The sequence below is a fragment of the Bacillus sp. HY001 genome, assembly GCF_007558965.1.
Taxonomy (GTDB): Bacteria; Bacillota; Bacilli; order Bacillales; family Bacillaceae_G; genus Bacillus_A; species Bacillus_A mobilis.
In genome coordinates, this window is record NZ_VLTE01000048.1 from 14,037 (window position 1) to 37,338 (window position 23,302).

The following is a 23,302-nucleotide window of genomic DNA, read 5'->3' on the forward strand; positions in this document are numbered from 1 at the left end:
AGGAATGGGGAACAGAGGACAATCAATGGGTATATAAATATTTTAATATAATAAAATGTTTATGTTGAAAAGGCTGTATGTTAATTTTTATTTATCATGTTTATATAATTAGTATATAATCGGTGTTGGAATGATAAATTCGTAGATTACGAGGAGGATTACATAAACGTGAAGAAATTTTCAAAAGGTATTACAGCAGTTGCGTTAACGGGGTCATTGCTTTTAACTCCTATTTCAAGTTATGCGGCAAGTGATGATATTACAGGTCATCCATTTGAGCAGCATATGCGTACTCTTATTAATAAAGGGATTATGTCAGGATATGGAAATGATGTGTATTTACCTGACAAAGAGATAACGAGAGCAGAGTTTGCTACATTAGTAGCGAAAGCCTTGCAACTTCCACAAGCAGACTCGAATTTTAGTGATGTACCAAAAACATACGGATTATATGACGGTGTAAGTAGAGCATTCGGAGCTGGAATTATTAAAGGGCGTAGTCCTGAGACTTTTGCACCAAACGATGTGATTACACGTGAAGAAATGGCCGTAATGGTAAAGCAGGCGCTAGATTATAAAAAGGTTAACGTAACTGTAAGTCCGCTTACATTTGCTGATACGAATCGTATTAACTATAAAGAACATGTACAAGTTATGGTAGCAACGGGGATTATTAAAGGCTATCCAGAAGATAATACGTTTAGACCACACTTATCAGCGACAAGAGGTATGGCTTCGGCGATGCTAAACTTGATGCTTGGTAAAATTGGTGGTGGAGAAACGCCTGTAGAAACAAAGAATTATGTGTTGTTAAATGATGCAGGGAAAGTAGTAGAGCGTTACACTACATATAAAGAAGCTGTTACAGCTGCACAAAATAAAGGCATCAATGCAGTGAAATATGAAAATGAATACGTATGGATTAAGGACGGTTTTGCAGCGGCGAAGCAAATTTCTGGAGATACAATTAATATTTACGGTGATAATTTAAAAACAGTATATACGTACATTCAGTATGGAACGGAACTTAAAGTGTTAGAAGTTGGAGAAGATCGTGTGAAAGTACAACTCTCTGATTTAACAGGTTATGTGCAGAAAAATGAAGTCACTTTAATTCCTGAAAATGAAATGAAGAAGTCGTCCTATTACGTAAAACCAGATGGATATTTATATCACAGATATTTCACGTATAATACAAGTTCACCTAAATATGCAGAATATAGATTTGGTGCAGCCCCTTCATTCATGAAGCAAGGGGGATCAATGTATAGTGTAGATGGAAAAACATTCGGAAATGAAACGTTCTATCAATATTTTAATTACGTATCATTACGTTCGAAAACAGAGTACACGGCAGAACAATTAGATAGTTATATAAAATCAGTTAAAGCAGATTCTCCATTAATCGGTTTAGGTGCGAAATTTAAAGAAGTAGAAAGCAAGTATAATGTAAATGCATTATTCCTATATTCATTAGCAGCTCATGAGAGTGATTTTGGGACAAGCAGGCTTGCACGAGAAAAAAATAATTTATTTGGCTTAAATGCAACAGATAATAGTCCGTTTGGTAACGGTCTATCATTTAATTCCAAAGAAGATTGTATTGAACATGCTGCAAAAGTATATATGAGTGAAGGATATTTAAATCCAGGACATTGGCGCTATACGGCAACGTATACAGGTGATAAAGCTGGCGGTTTAAATATGAAATATGCATCTGATGCAAACTGGGGTAAAAAAGTAGCAGGGCATATGTTCCGTTTTGATTCGTACTTAGGTAAAAAAGAGTACAACAAATATAAACTTGCTCGTGTAACGAATAAGGTGGAAGCGAAAAAAGATCCTCGTACGTCGAATGAACGACTGTATAACTTAGCGGCAAATAAAGTTGTTACGATTACAGGAGAAGAAACGATAAATGGACAAGCATGGGTTAAAATCATTTCTGATGACCCTGCGGTAAATGAAGCATATGTTGCAAAAGAAAATATAGAATACGTAAAACAATAATAAAGAAAAAACAAAAAGACTGATCACCTAGAGGATTAGTCTTTTTGTTTGTCGAAAAAATGAATAAATGAGATGAATGCTATTTAATAACATTTATATGAAAATAATACCACTTTATAGAAAATAATAACAAATAATTCGACAAAATAACAAAAATAAAGTGTGTTTTTGTCGAAGAGTGTCGATAATTTTAAAAAGTATAAATTGTCATTTCATTTATATTATGTGCTATAATGCTATTTGTATATTAAATACAAGCGATGTATATGCGTTTACATATTAGAAAAGTTGATAAATATATAATTCGACAAAGATTGTGAATTTGTCGAATTATGCGATAAAAAATTCTTTAAAAAAAAAGAATTATGACGTATTATATACATGGTTTAACTTTTTGGAAAAAGATAGTATTTATTATGGCTAATAAATTACTAATCTCCAAAAAGTGTTTGTAGATTAATATATAAATTTAGTAAATCACTAGTTTTTCAAATACATATTTCTAAAGCTAGTATTATATTTCTCAAGGAGGAAATAGATCAATGGCAAAAAATAAGTCTTTTAACAAATTAATGGCTGGTACAATGACAGCTGCAATGGTAGCAGGAGTAGTAGCACCAGTTGCTGCATCTGCAGCAGAAAACGCATTTAAGGATGTTCCTGCAAATCACTGGTCTGCTGATGCGATCAATGACATGGCGAAAAAAGGTATCATCGTAGGTATCGGTGATGGTTTATTCGGATTTGGACAAGATGTAACACGTGCTCAAGTAGCTACTTTCATGGTAAAAGCGAAAGGTCTACAAAACGAAACAGCTACACCTTCATTCTCTGATGTTGATGCATCTAGCCCTTATGCTAAATTCATCGGTATCGCTGAGAAAAACAAAATCATGGCTGGTTTAGGCGAAGGTAAATTCGGTCCAAACGAAAAGTTAACTCGTGCACAAATGGCACAGCTTATCGTTAATGCATACGGATTCAAAGCTGACGACAAAAATAAACAAACTTTCAGTGACATCGACAACTTATCTTGGGCAACTGCAAAATCTTCAATCGAGACTCTTGCTAGCCTTAAAGTTGTATCTGGTGTAGGTGAAGGTAAATTCGATCCAAACGGCGTTGTATCTCGTCAACAAGCGGCTCAATTCATTTACAATGCAATGACTTACAAGCCAGCAGAGCAAGTTGAAGTGAAAGTAACTTCTGTTAAAGCTCTTTCTAAAACATCTGTTGAAGTGAAATTCGACAACAAAGTAGACGCTGTTAAAGCTGAAAACTTCACTATTAACGGTGCTGCTGTTAAATCAGCAACATTATCTGAAGACAAGAAAACTGCTACATTAGACGTATCAGGTTTAGAACTTGACACTAAATATTCTGTAGCAATTAAAGACGTTCTAGTTAACACGAAAAAACTTGACCTAGGAACGCATGAATTCCAAACACTTTCTGTAGCTGACCTATGGGAGCTTAAAGTTGATGTAAAAGACGCTCAACTTGACGCTGACGGTGCAGACAACACAGAAGTAACATTTAGCTTAATTGACAAAGCTACAAACAAAGTAGACGAAAAAGCTGACGATATCGTACTTGCATTAAACACAACTTACGGTAACTTAGCTCATAACCGTGTAACAATTCAAGATGGTAAAGCTACAGTAGTTTTAACTTCTGAATTCAGTCCAAAAGAATTAACTGCAAAAATCGATGCACAATTAATCGAAGCTTCTGAAGACTACAAGCACTTAATCGGTAAAGTATTAGGTACAACTAACGTTAAATTTGTACCAGCTACAAATACTGGTAATCCAGAAGAAAAACGTCAATTATCTGTAGTAAAAGCAGAGTCTAACCAAGCTGATCGCGTAGTAGCTTACTTCGATAAAGACGTTACACTTGCTGACTTTATTGCGACAACTTCTACTGGCGATTTAAAATTAACTGCTGATAAGAAAGCTTACGTATTAAAAAATAACGTATCTGTTGAGCAAGAAGGCAAGAACGATATCAAAATTAAAGGTATCCGTGCAGTATCTGGAAATAAAAAAGCTGTTGAGCTTATCTTAGAAAAAGATAGCGCATTAATCGATAACAAAGAAGTAAAAGTAAAAGCTGATATTACAGTACCTTCTGAAACTAAGTTTGTATTAACAGACGCTCGTGTACCAGAAGTAACATCTGTAAAAGCTGAAGGCTTAAATACACTTAAAGTTAAGTTCTCTGAAGCAGTAGCTGAAGGTACATTCAAAATTGATGGTCAATTCGACAGCAGCAAATTCGATGTAACATATGGCGAATTTAACCCAGTTACATTCCAAGATGATCGTAACGTAGCGACTATCACATTAAAAGATTCTTATAAAGAAGCTGCTAAAGGTGCAAAAGCTGGATTCTTTATGCCTGGTAAGCACTCTCTACAAGTTTCAAGCTTAAAAGATTTCGCTGCATTAACTGACAATGCTAACATCGGTTCTACTCAAAACTTATCATTCGAAGTAGCAGAAGATAAAACAAAACCATCTGCAGCAGTGAAAGTAGAATCACCAGAGCAATTCCGCGTTGCATTCAGCAAAGGAATTAAAGAACAAGATCTTCAAAATGTAATTAAATTACAAAAACAAGTTGTTAACCCAGATACAAAAGCTGTAGAGTGGAAAACAACTGACGTGCCATTCAACGTTAAAAAAGTTGCTAGCGGTGACTATGTAATTGAATTAACGAAAGACTGGACAGAAATTTACAATACTAAAGGTACGAAAAATAACTACTACAACGATAAATACCGTATCCAAATTGCAAAAGATACGTTAACTAGCGCTACAAACGGTGAGAAAAATGATGAGCTAAACTTAAGCTTAAACTATGATGGTTCACCATTAAATACACCAGATACGAAGAGCCCAGTTATTAAAGATATCGTTGGAACAGATGTATTAGGTAAATTCGTTGTAACAATGGATGAGCCTGTAAAATTAGCTAGTAAAGATGATGCTGGTGAAACATTAAACCAAGATCAAACTAAATTACCTGAAACAAGTGTTCAATTTATCGGTAAAGATAAAGATGGCAAAACTGTGACATTCGATGGAACAGTTGGCGGATATGCTGATGGACACACTGGTGCTGACATGAGCTTCGAAGTTAGCTGGAACGCTGGAGAGACTACTCCACAAACTGTAGTAGATGCAGGTGGAAACACTGTTTGGACAGTAGTTGTTAAGTCACTTTCTGATGATGTAGGTAACACTGCAGCAACAGTTACAAAAGACTTTGCAATTAAGAAAACACCAGAAGCTGAGAAGCAAGATACACCATTCAAAATCGTAACTGTGACTGGTGAAGAAAAAGACGCTAATGATGTAGTAACAATTACATTCACTGAAGGCGTTCAATTCAAAGGTGGCGTACATGATGCTACTAACCCAGCTCAGTACACATTAAATGGTCAAAAGTTACCAACTGGTACTCAAATCTCAGTTGAAGATAAAGATGCAAAAGCTGAAGGTTTAGAAACAGTAGTTATCACATTACCTAAAGGTCAATTGAAAAACTCTGCATCTAATACAATCACTGTGAACAAAAACTTAACTTCACATGATGGTTCTGTATTAGAAGGCGGTTTCGAAAAAACTTTCCAAGTTAAGTAATAAATAATTATACTCACTTATCGTAAATGAGTATGAGAAAACCCACTGTAAGATTTCTTACAGTGGGTTTTTATTTTTTAGGGAATGTAAAGGGGGATAATTGCTCTACCAATTTGTTAATCAAGATAAAAGTGTCGTTACAGCGCGTATGTAATAGTTTTACGCGACGTGCAGTTCATTGTAAATGGTAGTAGAAACTGTATTGAGCGAAAGTACAATGAAGAGTACGATAAAAAGGGGATAGATTAGAAAAGGTGCTCCAAAAGCCAGTGTAACTGACTCTTTGGGGCACCTTTTTTTTGCTATTCAATTTCCAAATCAACAACCATATAAGCAAGTATGACAGTAAAGAATATACTTACAGCTGGTGCTGTTAATACGTGGCCGGACATAAAGGCTATGCCGAGTGATAGGACGAGTGTGCTAGCTAGTAGCATATGTTTTACGCTAAATAGTTTCTTGAAGTTTGTTATCAAGCGAATGAATATTTTTATACCGAAATAAAGAAGTGGCAGTAAGTACATAAGGAAGCCGACAATTCCGAATGCGAAGAATAGGTCGTGGAAGTCCATTTCGACCAATTTCATTTTCGTTGTATAGTTACCGGCGTATCCCATTCCAAATAGTTTTTGAGATAGTGGTGCTTCTTTATAGTATTGTTTATATACTTTTAAAAATTTGTCGCGATCACTGTAAATTAAACTTTTCATTTCAGAGTCTGTTAGTTCGCCTTCTTTATGTTCTTCTTCTGTAACTACTTTTCCTTCTTTTCGGTCTTTTTCTTCTTGTGCTGATTTTTTGTATTCATACATTTGTAAATGGATACTCATATTTTTTGCGATAGGAGTGTGCGGTGTAAGGACTAGTAATCCTCCTAATACGACAGCCGCAACAACTGTGTTTACAAGATGTGTGAATCCTTTTCTTTCTTTTTTGCGGTTCATCATATATTCAATGAATGAGAATAAAAGTGCTACGCCAAGTGTAGCAACAATTGCACCATATCCTACTTTCGTTCCGACCATAATGCTTGCATACATCGCGAGTACAGTTGGAATCCAGTAATAAAATTTCGAGAAAGAAGTTGTTTTATGAACTGAGTATAAGACAACAATTGGGAACATAATTGCAAAAATAGCACTTAAATCATTTCCCGCAAAGAACCAACCTCTTGAACCGATTTTGGAGTGCGGGTAGCTTTGGAAATCTGTTCCTGTTACCATTGCCGCAATGAGTGAAATACTCAAAATTAACGTTGCATATAAGAAATAGGTAATGATTTTATGAAATACATATTCGTTATTTTTTAATTCTTTTAATACGATAATATATCCAAACAGCAGTACAATTGGATATACACTTTTCAAAATAAATTTCACTTCTTCTCCAAATGAAACTGGAGATTTGACCATTACATTATTCACAAGGCCAATTGCGAGTACGATGCCAAAGAGACATAAGTAGAGAATATACCTTTTCGCGCCGTGTTGTTTATGATGAAGAAGTAGATAACCTAATGCAAGAAGCATAAAGGCGAAACGGACTACGATTCCGACTGTTGCGCTCATGTGTAATACATAGATTGAAAAAGATGTTAATAAATCTAAAATTGGTTGAAACACAATGAATAGCAGTAGGAAATGCGGGAAGTAGTTATCCGTCTGTTTTAACTTAGTAACCATATGTGCCTCCATTTCTTCATTCCTTTATTTCAGCACTTCTATATATAATAGGAAGGAAAATGAATTTCTATATTTGATTTTTTATATCAAACTTAAGAATACACCATTTCATTGTAATGGTAAATAGATGAAAAGTATGGATAAACCGACTTTAATTGCTATATTTTTCAACGGAATTGTATGTTTTATACGAGGCTATATACAAATTACGCGATTATTAGACAGAAAATTAAGAAAAAAGAAGGGTTTTTCACCTGCTTTCTATAATTATATAAGTATAATCTTTATCCCACTTTAATGGGCAGTAAGATCCCCAGCTCAAAATGCAGCGAAAGCAAAGAAGTTAGGTAGGGGTCGGGCTGCCCATAAAAGTCCGATTGGTTCAACTAATAATCAGTGGGGGGTGAAGAAAACCCCCACTGATTAAAGTTTCACTTTATGTAGAAAAGAGGGGTATATAATGGAAGTAACAAGTAAAACAGAATCTGTCATTGTGAAATATGAAGGGCACGTTGCAACGATTATGGTCAATCGTCCAGAGGTGTTAAATGCATTAGATGAGCCAACTTTAAAAGAGCTATTACAAAAACTGAAAGAAGTAGCGGAGAGTTCTGCGCACATTGTTGTGCTATGCGGAAACGGCCGTGGTTTTTCTGCTGGTGGAGATATTAAATCGATGCTTTCAAGTAATGATGAAAGCAAGTTTGATGGTATTATGAATACTATTTCTGAAGTTGTTGTAACTTTATATACGATGCCGAAGCTTGTTATTAGTGCGATTCATGGACCAACTGCTGGTCTTGGATTAAGTATTGCCTTAACAGCTGACTATGTGATGGCGGATATTTCATCCATTATTGCGATGAACTTTATTGGAATCGCTTTAATTCCAGATGGTGGCGGCCATTTCTTCCTTCAAAAGCGCGTCGGTGAAAATATGACGAAGCAAATTATTTGGGAAGGAAAGAAATTATCAGCAACAGAAGCGCTTGATATCGGCTTAATTGATGAAGTAATCGGTGAGGATTTCCAAACGGCTGTGAAGCAAAAAATTAGTGAATGGTCACAAAAGCCGATTAAAGCGATGGTTCAAACGAAGCAAATTTTATGTGAAGTAAATCGTTCTAATTTAGAACAAACATTGCAGCTTGAAAAACGCGGCCAATATGCGATGAGACAAACAGCGGATCATAAAGAAGGCATTGCTGCATTTTTAGAAAAACGTTTGCCAGCATTTAAAGGGGAATAAAGTGAAATTTTAAGTAATGATAGTTTTACTGCTGGTTAATTTAAGGTAAAGGGGAGAAAGTGCTAACACATTTTAGTATAATTGTGTTAGCACTTTTTTTAAGGAGTAATATATGAAGAAAATTATCGGTGTTATCGGCATAATTGTAATAGCATATTATGCGTTACATAGTACACCATCTATGGCGGTACGGACTGCTTTGTTTTTTGAAGGACATCCAAGCGTTGCGTTTTCTGGCGAGGTAACGAAAGAAAAAGATGTGAAAAAAGAAGCAATTCCAGATGAGTACCAAACTTTATATGGTAAGGAAGAAGAATCAGAGCACTATTTCTTTCCACACGTAAGAGCACATGGATCAGGAATTGATATGCTTAGTGCGTGCGTGAAGAAAAAATGGTTTTTCTATACAGCAGAGCTCGGATGTTATTAAACATAGGAGGATGAATGATGTCAGCATATAACAAGTTAGTAAGAGACCGTGTTCCAGAGAAGATTTTGATGTCTGGAAAAACATATACAGCGCAAAAATTAACAGGACACGCATACATACAAGCTTTAGCGAAAATTGGAACGGAAGAAATTCGTGAATTTGCTTCCATGAAAGAGCGTGAACATGCGCTTGATTCTCTTGCAGATGCACTGGAAGTGATCATCTCATTAGCGCGTGCAGAAGGTGCAACAATTGAAGATGTAGAACGTCTTCGTAAGCAAAAAGAAATAGAGCGCGGTGGGTTTGAAAGAGGTATTTATTTATTAGATGTGTCAGAAGAATAGTTTCGTAGGGAAAGCATAGCGTTAGTGAGTAACGCTATGTTTTTTTGTTGCAATTAAACTAATAATGAAGAAGATAGCTGTTAATACCCAGCCAATTGTAATAGAAGTAGTAGTGTGAACTGCATAAGAAACTTGTAAACAAAATAATGATGCTAAAAACCAAATGAGTGCAATGTGTATATATTTTTTTGATATATTCATATTTTATAACTCCTTTTATATACTAAAAAGAATTTTACTACAATTTAGAAAATTAGGCTATATGAGTAGAGGATTTATAGTAAATTCGGTATACTGAATAGTAGAGAAAATGAGGAGGAAACGACAATGGCACATCATGCGAAAGAAACGATGGAATTGATTAAGGAGCTTGTCTCTATTCCGAGTCCATCTGGAAATACAGAGAAAATCATTCGTTTTATTGAAAACTATGTAAGTGAGTGGAACGTAGAAACGAAGCGTAACAATAAAGGCGCTCTTATTTTAACGGTAAAAGGGAAAAATGATGCACAGCACCGTTTATTAACGGCGCACGTTGATACGTTAGGTGCGATGGTGAAAGAAATTAAGCCTGACGGTCGTCTAAGTCTTTCTATGATTGGCGGATTTCGCTGGAACTCTGTAGAAGGGGAATATTGCGAAATTGAAACATCAAGTGGTAAGACGTATACAGGAACGATTTTAATGCATCAAACATCTGTGCATGTATATAAAGATGCAGGTGAAGCAAAACGTGACGAGAAAAATATTGAGGTTCGTATTGATGAGCGTGTCTTTTCAGCTGATGAAGTACGCGAATTAGGAATTGAAGTAGGAGATTTCGTTTCATTCGATCCGCGCGTTCAAACTACAGAGAGTGGATACATAAAATCACGTCATTTAGATGACAAAGTAAGTGTTGCGATTTTATTAAAGTTAATTAAGAGATTACAAGATGAAAACGTAACATTACCATATACAACTCATTTCTTAATTTCTAATAATGAAGAGATTGGATACGGTGGTAACTCTAACATTCCAGAAGAAACGGTTGAGTATTTAGCGGTTGATATGGGAGCGTTAGGTGATGGACAAGCATCTGATGAATATACAGTATCTATTTGTGCAAAAGACTCTAGTGGTCCGTATCATTATGCACTGCGTAAACATTTAGTAGAGCTTGCGAAAACAAACAATATCGAATATAAAGTAGATATTTATCCGTACTACGGATCGGATGCATCAGCTGCGATTCACGCTGGATTTGATGTGAAACATGCATTAATTGGAGCGGGTATTGATTCTTCTCATGCATTTGAGCGTACACATGAAAGTTCGATTGCACATACAGAAGCGTTAGTATATGCGTATGTAATGTCTCATTTAATTGAAGGATAATTTTATAGAAAATAGAGAGGGCTGATTGAAAATGTTATTTTTAATCAGCTTTTCATTTTGTGGATAATTAATCGTTTTTTGAAATGTATTTATATTTATTATTCCTTATATGTTTATATTTAATAATATAGACAGGAAACGTATTTACTACAGTGATAGAATGTTATAAACTATTATAGGAGTTATTTACCAGTTAATATTTTTAATATTATTTTGATTAAGAGAATTTTATAAAATGTGAGGTTTCGAGAGGAGATTTGTTTTTCATGAAGTACAAAGCAATCGCTGCTGGTATGTTAGCAGCAAGTTTACTAGCTTATCCAGTTAGTAGTTTAGCAGAAACGAAGAAGTTTTCAGATGTTGCAGACGACTCATTTGCAAAAGACGCAATTTACTATTTAGTAGAGCGAGATGTAATTAGCGGTATGACAAGTGATACGTTTGCACCAAAAGGTCTTTTAACACGTGCGGAAGCAGCGACAATTATAGCGAAAGCAATTGGATTAAAAGTGGATCCAGCTGGGAAACCATCTTTTAATGATTCAAAAAATCATTGGGCAACTCAGTATATTGCAGCAATTGAAAAAGAAAATATTATTGCAGGCCGAGGAGCAGGCGTATTTGATCCTGATGGAAAAGTAACGCGTGCTGAAATGGCTTCTATGCTTGTTAAGGCTTATAAATTAAAAGGTTTAGTACAAGCCCCAATCACGAATAAATTTACTGATTTAGAAGATCACTTCGGTAAAGAAGCAGCAAATATTTTAGTAGCGTTAGAAATTTCTGCGGGTACCGGGAAGACAATTTGGAGTCCAAATCAGTCTATACCACGTGAGCAAGCAGCGCAAATGACGTATAAAGCGGACAAGCTAAAGAAAAATAATGATAATACGAGCAAACCAGAAGAAACAACGAAGGAAATGTATATAGATCGTAAGTTCATTACATATCATCAACCATCTTTATCTTCAGGAATTACTGACTTGCAACATGATCCACAAAAAGTTGTAGTAAAAGAAGAGCGAGATGGATGGATTAAAATTGTAACGAGCAAAGGTGAGAAATGGACACCTTTAAAAGAAAAAACAGAAGTTATTAATGAAGGATTTACAACATATGCAGAAGCGTCACATTCTTCTAAAGTGCTAGCGAAACGTGAAGCGCAAAAAGTAGTAGTTATTGAAGAAAAAGATAGCTGGATTCGTATCCGTACAAATAGTGGTTTCCAGTGGGTAGATAAAAATCAATTAAACCCAGTAAAACAAGAGAACTTCCTAGAAGGTAAAGCGATTATTATTGATCCAGGTCACGGTGGAATTGACTCGGGTAATGTTGGTTATTACGAGAAAGAAAGTCAAATCGTATTAGACACATCTTTACGATTACAAAAAATATTTGAGAAAAAGACACCATTTACTGTGAAGTTAACACGTACGAACGATACACGCCCAGGAGTAAATTCTAGTGATTCTTTAATAAAAAGAGTAGAATTTGCTAAAGAAAATAAGGGTGATATCTTCGTAAGTATTCACGGTAACGGTTCGGATGAAAAAGATGGACACGGTACAGAAACATTCTATTATGCAGCAGCACCGACAAAATCAACGAATCCATATACGGAAGACAGTCGCTTATTAGCAGACAAAATTCAAAAACGCCTTGTAGCAGCACTTGGAACACATGACCGTGGTGTGAAAAAGGATATTTGGTACGTAGTAAAATATAATACAATGCCAGCTGTACTAACAGAATTAGCATTTGTAGATAATAAGAATGATGCAAATAAACTCGCTACAGCAGCACAGAAACAACGTGCAGCAGAAGCGATTTATCAAGGCATTTTAGATTATTACGAAGCAAAGGGTAATAACGTATCTTCTTTCCGTTAATAAATCAAAAGAGATTGCCAATGGGCAGTCTCTTTTATTTATTAGGGTTTCTCTTTATTTCCGGCATGTGATATCATTTAATTTTACGTTAAAAAGATATTCGAATAATTGTAATCATAATAATTTTAAACGATAGAGGATGATCATAGATTGAATAATCATAGTAAAACACCTGCATGTATATATACGTATGCGTTTCGTGAGGAGGAGCGTGCTTTATGTTACTTGGAAATGCGCTCTTTCTTTGGAATGGAATCTCACGTTAATATTTTGAAAAGTGATGTCAAAATTGAACCGAGTAGAAGTGCGTTTATAAAAGAGCGCGTTGAGGTTATGTATGAAGGCGACGACTTAGACAGCATTCTAAAACAAGTGGAACAAATTGATTTGGCGGGGGCATCATTTAAAGTTATTTTCGTTAAAATTAATGACCTTGGGAAAGAAAATAAAATTGAATATGGGGAAAGACGCCTCATTGAACGCGACCTCGGTATGCATATTGAAGGAGAAGCGGATGTTCGTAATCCAGAGCGTGTATTCGGGATTGTTCCTCTTGGAGGACGCTGGTACTTCGGACACTATGTAGAAAGTGAGCCAGTTTGGTATCATCACATAAAAAAACCGCATAGTTATTCGACATCTCTTAGCACACGTGTTGCGAGATCCGTTGCCAATATTGCTGTACCAAATCCAGATGGAGTACGAGCAATTGACCCGTGCTGCGGTATTGGAACAGTAGTAGTAGAAGCACTTTCTATGGGGATTAACATCGTTGGTAGAGATATTAATCCACTTGTTGTGCTTGGAACGAGAAAAAACATTGCACATTTCGGGTTTGAAGGAACAGTAACAAAAGGTCCAATCGAGGAAATTACGGAGAACTACGACGTTGCCATTATCGATATGCCGTACGACTTATTTACGCATGCCACACCAGAAGACCAGTTCTCCATTCTTTCAAGTGCGCGCCGCATCGCTAAAAAGGTAATCGTTGTCACGATGGAAACAATGGACGACATGATCCATGAAGCAGGATTTGAAATTACAGATCGCTGTGTTACAAGAAAAGGATCATTTACTAGACAAATTCTTGTTTGTGAATAAGAAAAGAAGGTCACCCGTTTGGGTGACCTTTTTTGTTTGGTATTGGTGTGTGATTGGTTGGTAGTGTAGATAGATGAATTGGCGAAATTTGTCGGTAAGTCGATATCCTATGTCGAATCGTCGATATATTGTGCTAAATCGTTGATATATTCCGAGAATCGCCGATATCGCTACATTAGTATATTACTGTTCTTTTAATTTCTCTTGTTGTGCGATGAGTAAATTACGTAAGACGTGTCCGCGGTAACTTTCTAGTTTGCGCCCTTCGTGATAGCGCACGCCTAATTTTTTTAATTCGGCTACGTACCAGCCTTTTGTTCCGTAATACATGGGATCACTTCCTTTTTGCTTTTGAACAGTATATGTGGTGGGGGGAGAGAATTTTCTTTTTTATTCATAAAATTCGCGAAAATGATTATTGAATATTCAGTCTAATTGTATTATGATTAACTTATTATCGGATGACAGTGATTAGCCTCTCTGTAAGCCCGGGTGTATGTTTTAAAAATGAAATAGCGGAACTTCTTTCCACTTGAACTTCCTTAGCAGGAGGACGAGCCATAAGGATAGGGGCAGTAAAATTCAATGCGTTTGTATGCGTTGTTTTTCTGGCTCTTTTTATTTTTTATTTAAAGTAGGAGGGGATTTAAAGAAAGCGTTGTCAATGGAGTGTGGCGCACGTTCATGCTAATGGAGGGGCTGGTGGATTGTTTGGCTAAAGAGAAAAAAGAGTTACAAAAAGATTTAAAAACACGGCATATAACAATGATTTCAATTGGCGGGGTTATCGGGGGCGGTTTGTTTGTAGGAAGTGGAACGATTATTCAATCGTCAGGGCCGGCTGCAATTTTGTCCTACATTATTGGTGCTTTAATGGTTGTGCTCGTGATGCGGATGTTAGGGGAGATGGCAGCGGAAAATCCGGATAGTGGTTCTTTCGCAACGTATGCGAACAAAGCAATTGGACCGTGGGCCGGGTATACGATCGGATGGTTATATTGGTTTAACTGGGTCATTATTATCGCAATTGAAGCGGTGCTTTTAGGCGTAATGATCAATAATTGGTTTCCTTCGATTCCAGCATGGATCGCAAGTTTATGTATGGTTCTATTAATGACGATGACGAATGTATATTCAGTAAAATTGTACGGTGAGTTTGAATATTGGTTAGCGTTTATTAAAGTGGTGGCGATTGTTGCGTTTTTAATTTTAGGAATTTCGATGTTCTTTGGTCTCGTTCCAGGAGTAGATAGACCGACTCTTTCTATTATTACAGAACACGGTGGTTTCTTCCCGAATGGAATTGTCCCTGTTTTACTGAGCGTTGTGTTTATTTCGTTCTCGTTATCAGGGAGTGAAGTTGCAGCGATTGCAGCCGGAGAATCGGAAAATCCAGAGAAGAATGTTATACGAGCTATTAATAGTGTAGTATGGCGTCTTATGCTTTTCTTCGTCGGATCAGTAACGATTTTAGTTATGTTTATTCCGTGGACGGATAAGGAATTATTGAAACTTCCATATGCAAGTTTATTTAATATGGCAGGAGTACCTGCAGCCGCAGAAATTATGAATGGTGTTGTATTTTTATCACTACTTTCCGTTATGAACTCAGGGATTTATACGAGTTCGCGTATGCTATTTTCACTTGCGAAAAAAGGTGATGCTCCGTCTGCTTTTTCAAAGTTAAATAGTAGAGGGACGCCGGTTATCGCAATTTATGCGAGTATCGTATTTGCATTTATTTGCGCGATGTTGAAGTTTATATCTCCTGATAAACTGTTTGCATTTTTAGCGAATAGTTCGGGCGGGGTAACGATGCTGATGTATATGTTCGTTGCCATTTCTCATGTCAAGTTAAGACGAGAAAGGGAACTTGAAGGGGCTGGGAAGCTGAAAGTGAAAATGTGGTTATTCCCTTATCTCACATATGCAACGCTTTTGATGATTATTACGATATTTGTTTCACAAGCGTTTATAGCAGATATGCGTATGCAGTTTTACATGACATTACTAGCTACGATCGTAGTAATAATCAGTTATTTTTTACGAGTTAAAAAGTTAGATAAGCAAAAGTCGAATGATTTTACGATGATAAAAGATTCGGAAGTTAGCCTAGAAAAAGAATAAGAAAAGGGGTATATACTATGTTGAAAGAGAAGAAGGATATTATAACTACAAAATCTAGCATATTACATGAAAGAAGAAAGAATGCGGTGCCAGAAGGGCCTTACAATATTACAGAGTTGTATGTGCAATCAGCAAAAGGCGCGATTATTACGGATGTAGATGGCAATGAATTAATCGATTTTGCAGGTGGAATTGGTATGCAAAATGTCGGGCATTGTCATCCGAAAGTAGTAAAGGCGATTCAAGATCAAGTGGAGTCTTCGATTCATAGTTGTTTTCATGTAGCGCCGTATGAAAGTTATATTGCACTGGCGGAAAGACTGAATGAGTTAACGCCAGGTGATTGTAAGAAAAAAACGATGTTTGCGAATAGTGGTGCGGAAGCGGTAGAAAATGCGGTGAAGATTGCTAGAAAAGCTACTGGAAGAAGTGCGATTGTTTCATTTGAGCGTGCATATCACGGGCGTACGCTGTTAACGATGTCACTGACAAGTAAGGTAAAACCATATAAACATGGATTTGGTCCGTTTGCATCAGAAGTATACAAACTACCATATCCGTACTATTACCGCGCGGAAGAAGGACTGTCGCAAGAAGAAGTAGACGCGCAAATTTTGGCCTATTTCGAACGCTTTATGTTAGAGGAAGTAGCAAGTGATAATATCGCCGCGATTATTTTGGAACCGCTTCAAGGAGAAGGCGGGTTTATCGTTCCGACGACTACGTTTATGCAAGGTGTTCGAAATATTTGTGATAAGTATGGAATCATTATGATTGCGGATGAAATTCAAACTGGTTTTGCTCGTACGGGAAGTTTATTTGCAATGGATCATTTCGGCGTAGTTCCTGATTTAATGACTTTTTCAAAATCAATCGCTGCTGGTATGCCGCTTAGTGCAGTAACAGGAAGAGCAGATTTGATGGATGCACCTGGGCCAGGTCAATTAGGTGGTACTTTCTCAGGAAGCCCGGCTGCTTGCGCGGCTGCATTAGCTGTTTTAGATGTAATTGAAGAAGAGAATTTAGTAAATCGTGCTGTAGAAATTGGCGAGCGCATGATGACAGTGTTTCATAGCTGGAAGGAGAAATATGAAATAGTTGGTGATGTGAGAGGTCTTGGTGCTATGACTGCCATTGAGCTTGTAAAAGATAAAGGGACGAAAGAGCCAGCGTCAGAAGAAGTGAAAGCGATTTTGAAAGAAACGCATAGTAAAGGGGTCATTACGATAAGCGCTGGTATTTATAGTAACGTACTTCGCTTCTTACCACCTCTCGTTATAACGGATGAACAGCTTGAAGAAGGGCTTACTATTTTAGAAGCAGCAATTGCAAAACGATCAAAATAAAAACGGCGGGGGCAGGGGAATGAAGTATTTCAATTATATAAACGGTGAATGGAAAGAACCTTCCACGAATGCATATGTAAAAAACTATAATCCGCATAACGGGGAAGTATTAGGTGAATTTCCGTTTAGTTCAGTAGAAGATACGAGAGTCGCAATCGCATCAGCGAAAGAAGCTTTTCATACGTGGCAAAAGTTATCGTTTCAAGAGAGAGCGAGTTATTTATGGAAAGCGGCAGCTATTTTAAAAGAAAAGGTAAATGAAGTGGGCCTAGATGTAACAAGTGAAGAAGGAAAGACGATTGCAGAAGGAATAGGAGAGACGAAGCGGGCGATTAGCATTTTGGAATATTATGCAGCAGAAGCAAATCAACCAATCGGAGAGATTATCCCGTCTGCTAATGAAAGTACAATGCTTTACAGTAAACGTGTAGCTGTAGGTCCGGTTGGATTAATTACGCCGTGGAATTTTCCGATTGCCATTCCAGTGTGGAAAATGGCGCCGGCACTTATTTACGGAAATACGGTTGTCATTAAGCCAGCTGAAGTGACGCCAAAATCGGTGTACCATCTTGTAAATGCGTTTCATGAAGCTGGTATTCCGGCGGGTGTTATCAATTGCGTATTCGGAAAAGGGTCTGAAGTTGGAGCAGAATTAACGGGGAATCCAGATATACAAGCGGTTTCTTTTACCGGCTCGAATCACGTAGGAAATATCATTCAAAAAGCAGCCGTTGAAACAAGAAAAAAAGTTCAATTAGAAATGGGCGGGAAAAATCCGTTAGTTGTATTAAACGATGCTGACATTGAAAAGGCGGTAACTATTGCGATAAAAGGTGCGTTTATGTCAACAGGACAAAAATGTACCGCAACAAGTAGAGTAATAGCTGAAGAGGAAATTTATGAAGCGTTCAAGGATCGACTGTTGCAGCGTACAGAAGCTCTTACAGTTGGGAACCCGCTAAATCCTGATACATTTATGGGACCATGCGTTTCCAAGGGACAACAGCAATCTGTGTTATCGATGATTGAAGTAGGAAAAGAAGAGGCTTCTTTACTGTATGGAGGCGGCGTACCAGATGAAACTGAACTACAAAATGGTTGTTACGTATTACCGACTATTTTTGAAAATGTAGACGGAGATGCACGAATTGCGAAAGAAGAAATTTTCGGCCCAGTTATTTGTTTATTTAAAGTAAATAGTTATGAAGCAGCTGTTTCTTTAGCGAATGATACAGAATACGGACTCAGTGCATCGATTTGTACGAATAATTTAAGTTTATCGCAACGGTTTATTGATGATATGGAAGTTGGAATGGTTCATGTGAATTCAGAAACTGCAGGAGCAGAGCCACAAGTTCCGTTTGGCGGAATGAAAAACTCTAGTGCTGGACCGCGTGAGCAAGGAAAAGCGGCGAAAGAATTTTACACGAGAATGAAGACAGTATACGTAGATCGAGTATAAACACTAAAAAACATAGTAACGGAGGATAAAATATGCGTAAAGGGACATTTTTTATGGCAGGACACGCGAGACTTCCGAAAGGGATGGCTGTTCGCAGTATGTATGAAACATTAACAATTACAATTGAGGCAGATCATAAATATCATGTCATTATTGAAGCATCATGTACGCTTGCAACAGAACACGGCAGGGACTTCGTCGCTCAAATTTTGAGAGGACATAGTTTACGAGATGGTATCGAAGAAATCGTTCAAGATATTACAGATCATTATCAAGGAAAAGCGCAAAATGCGATAGTTAGTGCGGTAAAAGATTTGCACCGCCAATATGTAAGTTATTTAAATGATGAACAGCCACAAGGTGAGTATGAGGAAACAACACCATAAAAACTGTCTAGTTTATTATCGTAAACGAGAGCCAGTTGTATTTCCGTTAACGGGATACGACTGGCTTTTTATATCCCGCTTTAATGGGCAGTAAGACCCCCACCTCGAAATTCAGCGAAAGCAAAGAAGTTAGGTGGGGGATCAACTGTCCATAAAAGTCCGATTGGTTCAACTAATAATCAGTGGGGGATGAAGAAAACCCCCACTGATTAAAGTTTCACTTTATTGAGGAGGCAAGGAATATGAAAAAGTTAAATGACGTGCAGGTTGTAAAGCAAGAGGCGAAAAAAAGAGGATGTGCAGAAAGCAAAGGAATTTGTAAAATGTGTAAAGTATGTCGAGAAAATAATAAAAAACGAATTGACAGTTAGAATATTTTGAATTATTATTTAATTAATAAGATCCCTTTGAGAAATTAGCCTTCTCTAAATTCGATCTTGCCTACCTGTTTTACACATATTTTCATATGAACTGTCTATTATTATTGTACTTTAAGAGATTAAAGAACACTCGTAATTATGAGCCAGTTGTATGTATCTGCGATTGTTATGTCGTGGATACGTATGACTGGCTTTTTGCTGTTAGGGCAGTAAGACCGGATCTCAGCATACAGAAGATAAGGATAACTGTCTGTAAAAAGCGTCAATACGTTCTTCATATTTCATTTAGGGAGGAATTAAAATGTCGATTATTACAGAACAAAGTGCGAAGATGAAGTTTGCAAAAAAATATGAGGGGTATGAAATTGTTCCTCATCCAGAGCATAAACGTTTATATCATATCGTATTAAATCAGCAGTTGCTTAAGCAGTTTTTTGAAGAGGTAAAAGGGTATTCAGAGCAGTCACTGCAATACATTCCTTATTCTAGGTTTAATCTTGCTGACGGAATGAGAAAGATTTTTGGGCAATCGTTTATGGATAACATTCGCGGCATTATTCATGATCGTGAAACGGGCGGATTTACAATTGGGGTACAAGGCGAAACGGTAGATCCAGCAGATTACGTGAAATTTGCGACAGCATTAACACACTTAATTGGGACACCAAACTTTGATGCAATGACAGGAACGTATTATGCTAGATTTAATGTAAAAGATACAGATAGTAGTGATTCTTATCTTCGCCAAGCGTACCGATTATTTACACTTCATACAGACGGAACATTCGTTGATGAGCCGACAGATTGGCTTCTTATGATGAAGATTGAAGAACAAAATGCAGTAGGCGGGGAATCACGTTTACTACATTTAGACGATTGGGAAGATCTGCAGAAATTTAGAAATCATTCGCTCGCATCTGTTAAAGTTACGTATAAAGCGCCACCAAGTAAAAATTCGCAAGAAATCGTCTATCGTGAAACATTCTTTGATGTAAATAACGCACCGTGCATTTGCTTTATCGATCAGTTCGCGTATCCAGATAATATTGAACAAGCAAACTATCTAAAAGATTTATCGTACTCAGTTGAGAATTCACCAGCAACACATGCATTGAAATTACCAATTGGTGATTTAGTTCTTTTAAATAACTTATTTTGGATGCACGGAAGAGCGGCATTCGAAAAAAATAAAGATTTATATAGAGAACTAATGCGTCAGCGTGGTTGTTTTTCTAAATAATATGTACGGCGGGTCTTGCAAAGAGACCTGCCTTTTATACTATTAAGGGGGAAGTAGGATGTATGACTTTATAATTATTGGCGGAGGAATTGTTGGCCTTTCAACGGGAATGGCTTTAACGAAAAAATTCCCTCATGCGAAAATTGCAATCATTGAAAAAGAAAAGGAACTCGCACATCATCAAACTGGACATAATAGCGGTGTCATTCATTCTGGCATTTACTATAAACCAGGAAGTTATAAAGCGAAGTTTGCAAAAGAAGGAAACGCAGCGATGGTCCAATTTTGTGAAGAACATGACATCGCTTATGACATGTGCGGAAAAGTAATTGTCGCAACAGAAAAAGAAGAACTCCCTCTTTTACATAATTTATATGAGAGAGGCTTACAAAACGATTTACATATCGCAAAAATAGATAAAGAAGAATTAGCCGAAATTGAACCGCATGTAAAAGGACTTGGCGCAATCCGTGTTCCTTCTTGCGGAATTGCTGATTATAAAGGCGTCAGTTATGCATTCGCCCGCTTCATTCAGGAAAGTGGCGGAGAAGTGCATGTAGGAACAACCGCAGAACGTATTACAGAAAAGAAAGACGCTGTCACAATTGAGACGAACCAAGGCACATTTAAAACAAAATTTCTCATTAACTGCGCCGGCTTACATAGCGATCGCATTGCGAAAAAGACAGGCATATTAACAGATATGAAAATCGTTCCGTTCCGCGGTGAGTATTACGAACTCGTCCCGGAAAAACGCCATCTCGTAAAACATTTAATCTACCCAGTCCCAAACCCTGAATTCCCGTTTCTAGGTGTTCATTTTACAAGAATGATAAACGGAGACGTCCATGCAGGGCCAAACGCAGTATTAAGCTTCAAGCGCGAAGGCTACACGAAAAAAGACTTCGACATAAAAGACTTCATGGAAACAATGACATACACAGGCTTCTGGAAAATGGCAATGCCAAACATGAAAGAAGGCATAAAAGAAATGGTGCGCTCATTCAGTAAACAATCATTCCTCAAAAGCTTACAGCGCTTAATACCAGAACTAACAGAAAAAGATATCGTCCCAACACATGCAGGCGTAAGGGCACAAGCCATCTTATCGAACGGCAATATGGTGGATGACTTCTGCATTATTCCAGGCATAAACTCTCTGCACATTTGCAACGCGCCATCCCCGGCGGCGACGGCTAGTATAAAGATTGGGGAGGAGATTGCGAAGCGAGTGCCGGATGTGGTGGGGGTTCGGGTTTGATGGATCCCCCGAGTGTCGGGGGATTTTTTTTAGTGGGGTTCGGGTGTTTGTGGAAGTCCGGCTGTGGGATTGGTTGGTGGTTATCGGGTGTGAAAGTGCGAAATTTGTCGGTAAGTCGATATGTTGTGTCGAATCGTCGATATATTCGGAGTTGTGTTCGATATAATTGAATAATCGTCGATATATTTTCGGGCGAGTGTGGACTTAGTTGGAGACTCATGGTCGCCAACCTTCTACTGTATAAAAATATAGACAGTAGTGTATTCTTTTTTACACAATGCATACAAATTTATACCCTATGCGTTGGCATGATATTTGCAATAAAAAGAGTATCAACATATAGGGGAGAGATAGGAATGAAGGTTAGTAAAGTGTACACGACAATTGATGCTCACGTAGCTGGGGAACCACTTCGAATTATTACAGGCGGCGTGCCAGAAATAAAAGGAGAAACACAGTTAGAAAGACGCACATACTGCATGGAACATTTGGACCATCTTCGCGAAGTTCTTATGTATGAACCGCGAGGACATCACGGCATGTACGGTTGTATCATTACGCCGCCTGCAAGTGCACACGCTGATTTTGGTGTAGTATTTATGCACAATGAGGGCTGGAGTACGATGTGTGGTCATGGCATTATCGCTGTTATTACAGTCGGAATTGAAACGGGTATGTTTGAAGTGACAGGTGAGAAACAAAAGTTCATTATCGACAGCCCTGCCGGTGAAGTCATTGCGTACGCGAAATATAACGGGAGCGAAGTAGAGTCCGTATCATTTGAAAATGTTCCTTCTTTTGTATATAAGAAAGACGTTCCTATTAAAATAGATGACTATGAATTTCAAGTAGATATCGCGTTTGGCGGAGCTTTTTATGCTGTGGTGGATAGTAAAGAATTTGGTTTGAAGGTTGATTTTAAAGACTTAGCTGCTATTCAAACGTGGGGCGGTAAAATTAAGCACTACATTGAGAGTCAAATGGAAGTAAAGCATCCACTTGAAGAAGGGTTAAAAGGAATATACGGCGTTATTTTCTCAGATGAACCGAAAGGGGAAGACGCAACTTTACGAAATGTAACGATCTTCGCTGACGGGCAAGTAGACCGTTCTCCTTGCGGTACAGGAACTTCTGCAAGAATTGTAACTCTTTTTGAAAAAGATGCTTTACAAAAGGGAGAAATTTTCGTCCACGAATGCATTACTGACGGGAAATTTGAAGGAGAAGTATTGTCGGTAACCGCAGTAGATACATATGAAGCTGTCGTTCCAAAAGTAACGGGGCATGCCTTTATTACAGGATTTCATCAGTTCGTTATAGATCCGAGAGATGATTTGAACCGGGGATTTTTGTTAGGATAAGAGG

General features: G+C 37.5%; 18 protein-coding genes and 1 pseudogene. 16 read left to right on the forward strand and 3 right to left on the reverse strand.

Annotated features, from left to right (window positions below; genetic code table 11):
* Positions 1 to 168 precede the first annotated feature (168 nt).
* Both FOT98_RS20960 and FOT98_RS20965 read left to right on the forward strand, forming a co-directional pair.
* A complete protein-coding gene (locus tag FOT98_RS20960; RefSeq protein WP_144291137.1) occupies positions 169 to 2,010 on the forward strand; it encodes an S-layer homology domain-containing protein in 1,842 nt (613 codons plus the stop codon).
* Positions 2,011 to 2,552: 542 nt separating this feature from the next.
* Entirely contained in the window at positions 2,553 to 5,660 is a 3,108-nt protein-coding gene (locus tag FOT98_RS20965; protein ID WP_144291138.1) for an S-layer homology domain-containing protein, read from the forward strand.
* A 302-nt stretch (positions 5,661 to 5,962) separates the two neighbouring features.
* Here FOT98_RS20965 and FOT98_RS20970 read toward each other — a convergent pair whose 3' ends face one another.
* The gene (locus tag FOT98_RS20970) at positions 5,963 to 7,342 is read right to left on the reverse strand and encodes an O-antigen ligase family protein (RefSeq protein ID WP_063259402.1); all 1,380 of its coding nucleotides are present in this window, start codon (positions 7,340 to 7,342) and stop codon (positions 5,963 to 5,965) included.
* Between the two features lie 460 nt (positions 7,343 to 7,802).
* Between FOT98_RS20970 and FOT98_RS20975 the strand changes: the two genes are divergently transcribed.
* The 3 genes from FOT98_RS20975 (at position 7,803) to FOT98_RS20985 (ending at position 9,365) form a co-directional block, all read left to right on the forward strand.
* Positions 7,803 to 8,591: an enoyl-CoA hydratase gene (locus FOT98_RS20975; RefSeq protein ID WP_063263310.1), complete on the forward strand. Its 789-nt coding sequence runs from the start codon at positions 7,803 to 7,805 to the stop codon at positions 8,589 to 8,591.
* Positions 8,592 to 8,703: 112 nt separating this feature from the next.
* Positions 8,704 to 9,021, forward strand: coding sequence for a hypothetical protein (locus tag FOT98_RS20980; RefSeq protein WP_063263309.1), 318 nt, complete (start codon positions 8,704 to 8,706; stop codon positions 9,019 to 9,021).
* A 17-nt stretch (positions 9,022 to 9,038) separates the two neighbouring features.
* Positions 9,039 to 9,365: a nucleoside triphosphate pyrophosphohydrolase gene (locus FOT98_RS20985; RefSeq protein WP_001277346.1), complete on the forward strand. Its 327-nt coding sequence runs from the start codon at positions 9,039 to 9,041 to the stop codon at positions 9,363 to 9,365.
* A gap of 21 nt (positions 9,366 to 9,386) precedes the next feature.
* On the opposite strand, the gene FOT98_RS20990 is transcribed toward FOT98_RS20985, so the two are convergent.
* On the reverse strand, positions 9,387 to 9,566 hold the full coding sequence (locus FOT98_RS20990; RefSeq protein WP_063263308.1) for a hypothetical protein: 180 nt from the start codon (positions 9,564 to 9,566) through the stop codon (positions 9,387 to 9,389).
* 126 nt (positions 9,567 to 9,692) lie between these two features.
* On the opposite strand from FOT98_RS20990, the gene FOT98_RS20995 reads away from it, so the two are divergent.
* From FOT98_RS20995 to FOT98_RS21005, 3 genes are all read left to right on the forward strand, one after another.
* Entirely contained in the window at positions 9,693 to 10,742 is a 1,050-nt protein-coding gene (locus FOT98_RS20995) for a M42 family metallopeptidase (RefSeq protein WP_063263307.1), read from the forward strand.
* Positions 10,743 to 11,008: 266 nt separating this feature from the next.
* Entirely contained in the window at positions 11,009 to 12,631 is a 1,623-nt protein-coding gene (locus tag FOT98_RS21000; protein ID WP_063263306.1) for an N-acetylmuramoyl-L-alanine amidase, read from the forward strand.
* Between the two features lie 150 nt (positions 12,632 to 12,781).
* Positions 12,782 to 13,735, forward strand: a complete 954-nt coding sequence (locus tag FOT98_RS21005; protein ID WP_063263305.1) for a TRM11 family SAM-dependent methyltransferase — start codon at positions 12,782 to 12,784, stop codon at positions 13,733 to 13,735.
* Positions 13,736 to 13,918: 183 nt separating this feature from the next.
* Here the strand turns inward: FOT98_RS21005 and FOT98_RS21010 are convergent.
* Positions 13,919 to 14,119 (reverse strand): annotated as a pseudogene (locus FOT98_RS21010) (YflJ family protein); the annotation flags it as partial.
* A 318-nt stretch (positions 14,120 to 14,437) separates the two neighbouring features.
* On the opposite strand from FOT98_RS21010, the gene FOT98_RS21015 reads away from it, so the two are divergent.
* From FOT98_RS21015 to FOT98_RS21045, 8 genes are all read left to right on the forward strand, one after another.
* Entirely contained in the window at positions 14,438 to 15,862 is a 1,425-nt protein-coding gene (locus tag FOT98_RS21015) for an amino acid permease (protein ID WP_080467842.1), read from the forward strand.
* A gap of 17 nt (positions 15,863 to 15,879) precedes the next feature.
* On the forward strand, positions 15,880 to 17,208 hold the full coding sequence (gene gabT / locus FOT98_RS21020; protein WP_063263304.1) for a 4-aminobutyrate--2-oxoglutarate transaminase: 1,329 nt from the start codon (positions 15,880 to 15,882) through the stop codon (positions 17,206 to 17,208).
* A 19-nt stretch (positions 17,209 to 17,227) separates the two neighbouring features.
* Positions 17,228 to 18,670, forward strand: a complete 1,443-nt coding sequence (locus FOT98_RS21025; protein WP_063263303.1) for an aldehyde dehydrogenase family protein — start codon at positions 17,228 to 17,230, stop codon at positions 18,668 to 18,670.
* A gap of 32 nt (positions 18,671 to 18,702) precedes the next feature.
* A complete protein-coding gene (locus tag FOT98_RS21030; RefSeq protein WP_063263302.1) occupies positions 18,703 to 19,056 on the forward strand; it encodes a DUF3870 domain-containing protein in 354 nt (117 codons plus the stop codon).
* A gap of 242 nt (positions 19,057 to 19,298) precedes the next feature.
* On the forward strand, positions 19,299 to 19,427 hold the full coding sequence (locus FOT98_RS33020; protein ID WP_257147110.1) for a hypothetical protein: 129 nt from the start codon (positions 19,299 to 19,301) through the stop codon (positions 19,425 to 19,427).
* Positions 19,428 to 19,737: 310 nt separating this feature from the next.
* On the forward strand, positions 19,738 to 20,676 hold the full coding sequence (glaH, locus tag FOT98_RS21035; protein WP_063263301.1) for a glutarate dioxygenase GlaH: 939 nt from the start codon (positions 19,738 to 19,740) through the stop codon (positions 20,674 to 20,676).
* A gap of 58 nt (positions 20,677 to 20,734) precedes the next feature.
* On the forward strand, positions 20,735 to 21,937 hold the full coding sequence (lhgO, locus tag FOT98_RS21040) for an L-2-hydroxyglutarate oxidase (protein ID WP_063263300.1): 1,203 nt from the start codon (positions 20,735 to 20,737) through the stop codon (positions 21,935 to 21,937).
* Positions 21,938 to 22,293: 356 nt separating this feature from the next.
* Complete coding sequence (locus FOT98_RS21045; protein WP_063263299.1) at positions 22,294 to 23,298, forward strand: proline racemase family protein; 1,005 nt, start codon at positions 22,294 to 22,296, stop codon at positions 23,296 to 23,298.
* The last annotated feature ends 4 nt before the right edge of the window (positions 23,299 to 23,302 follow it).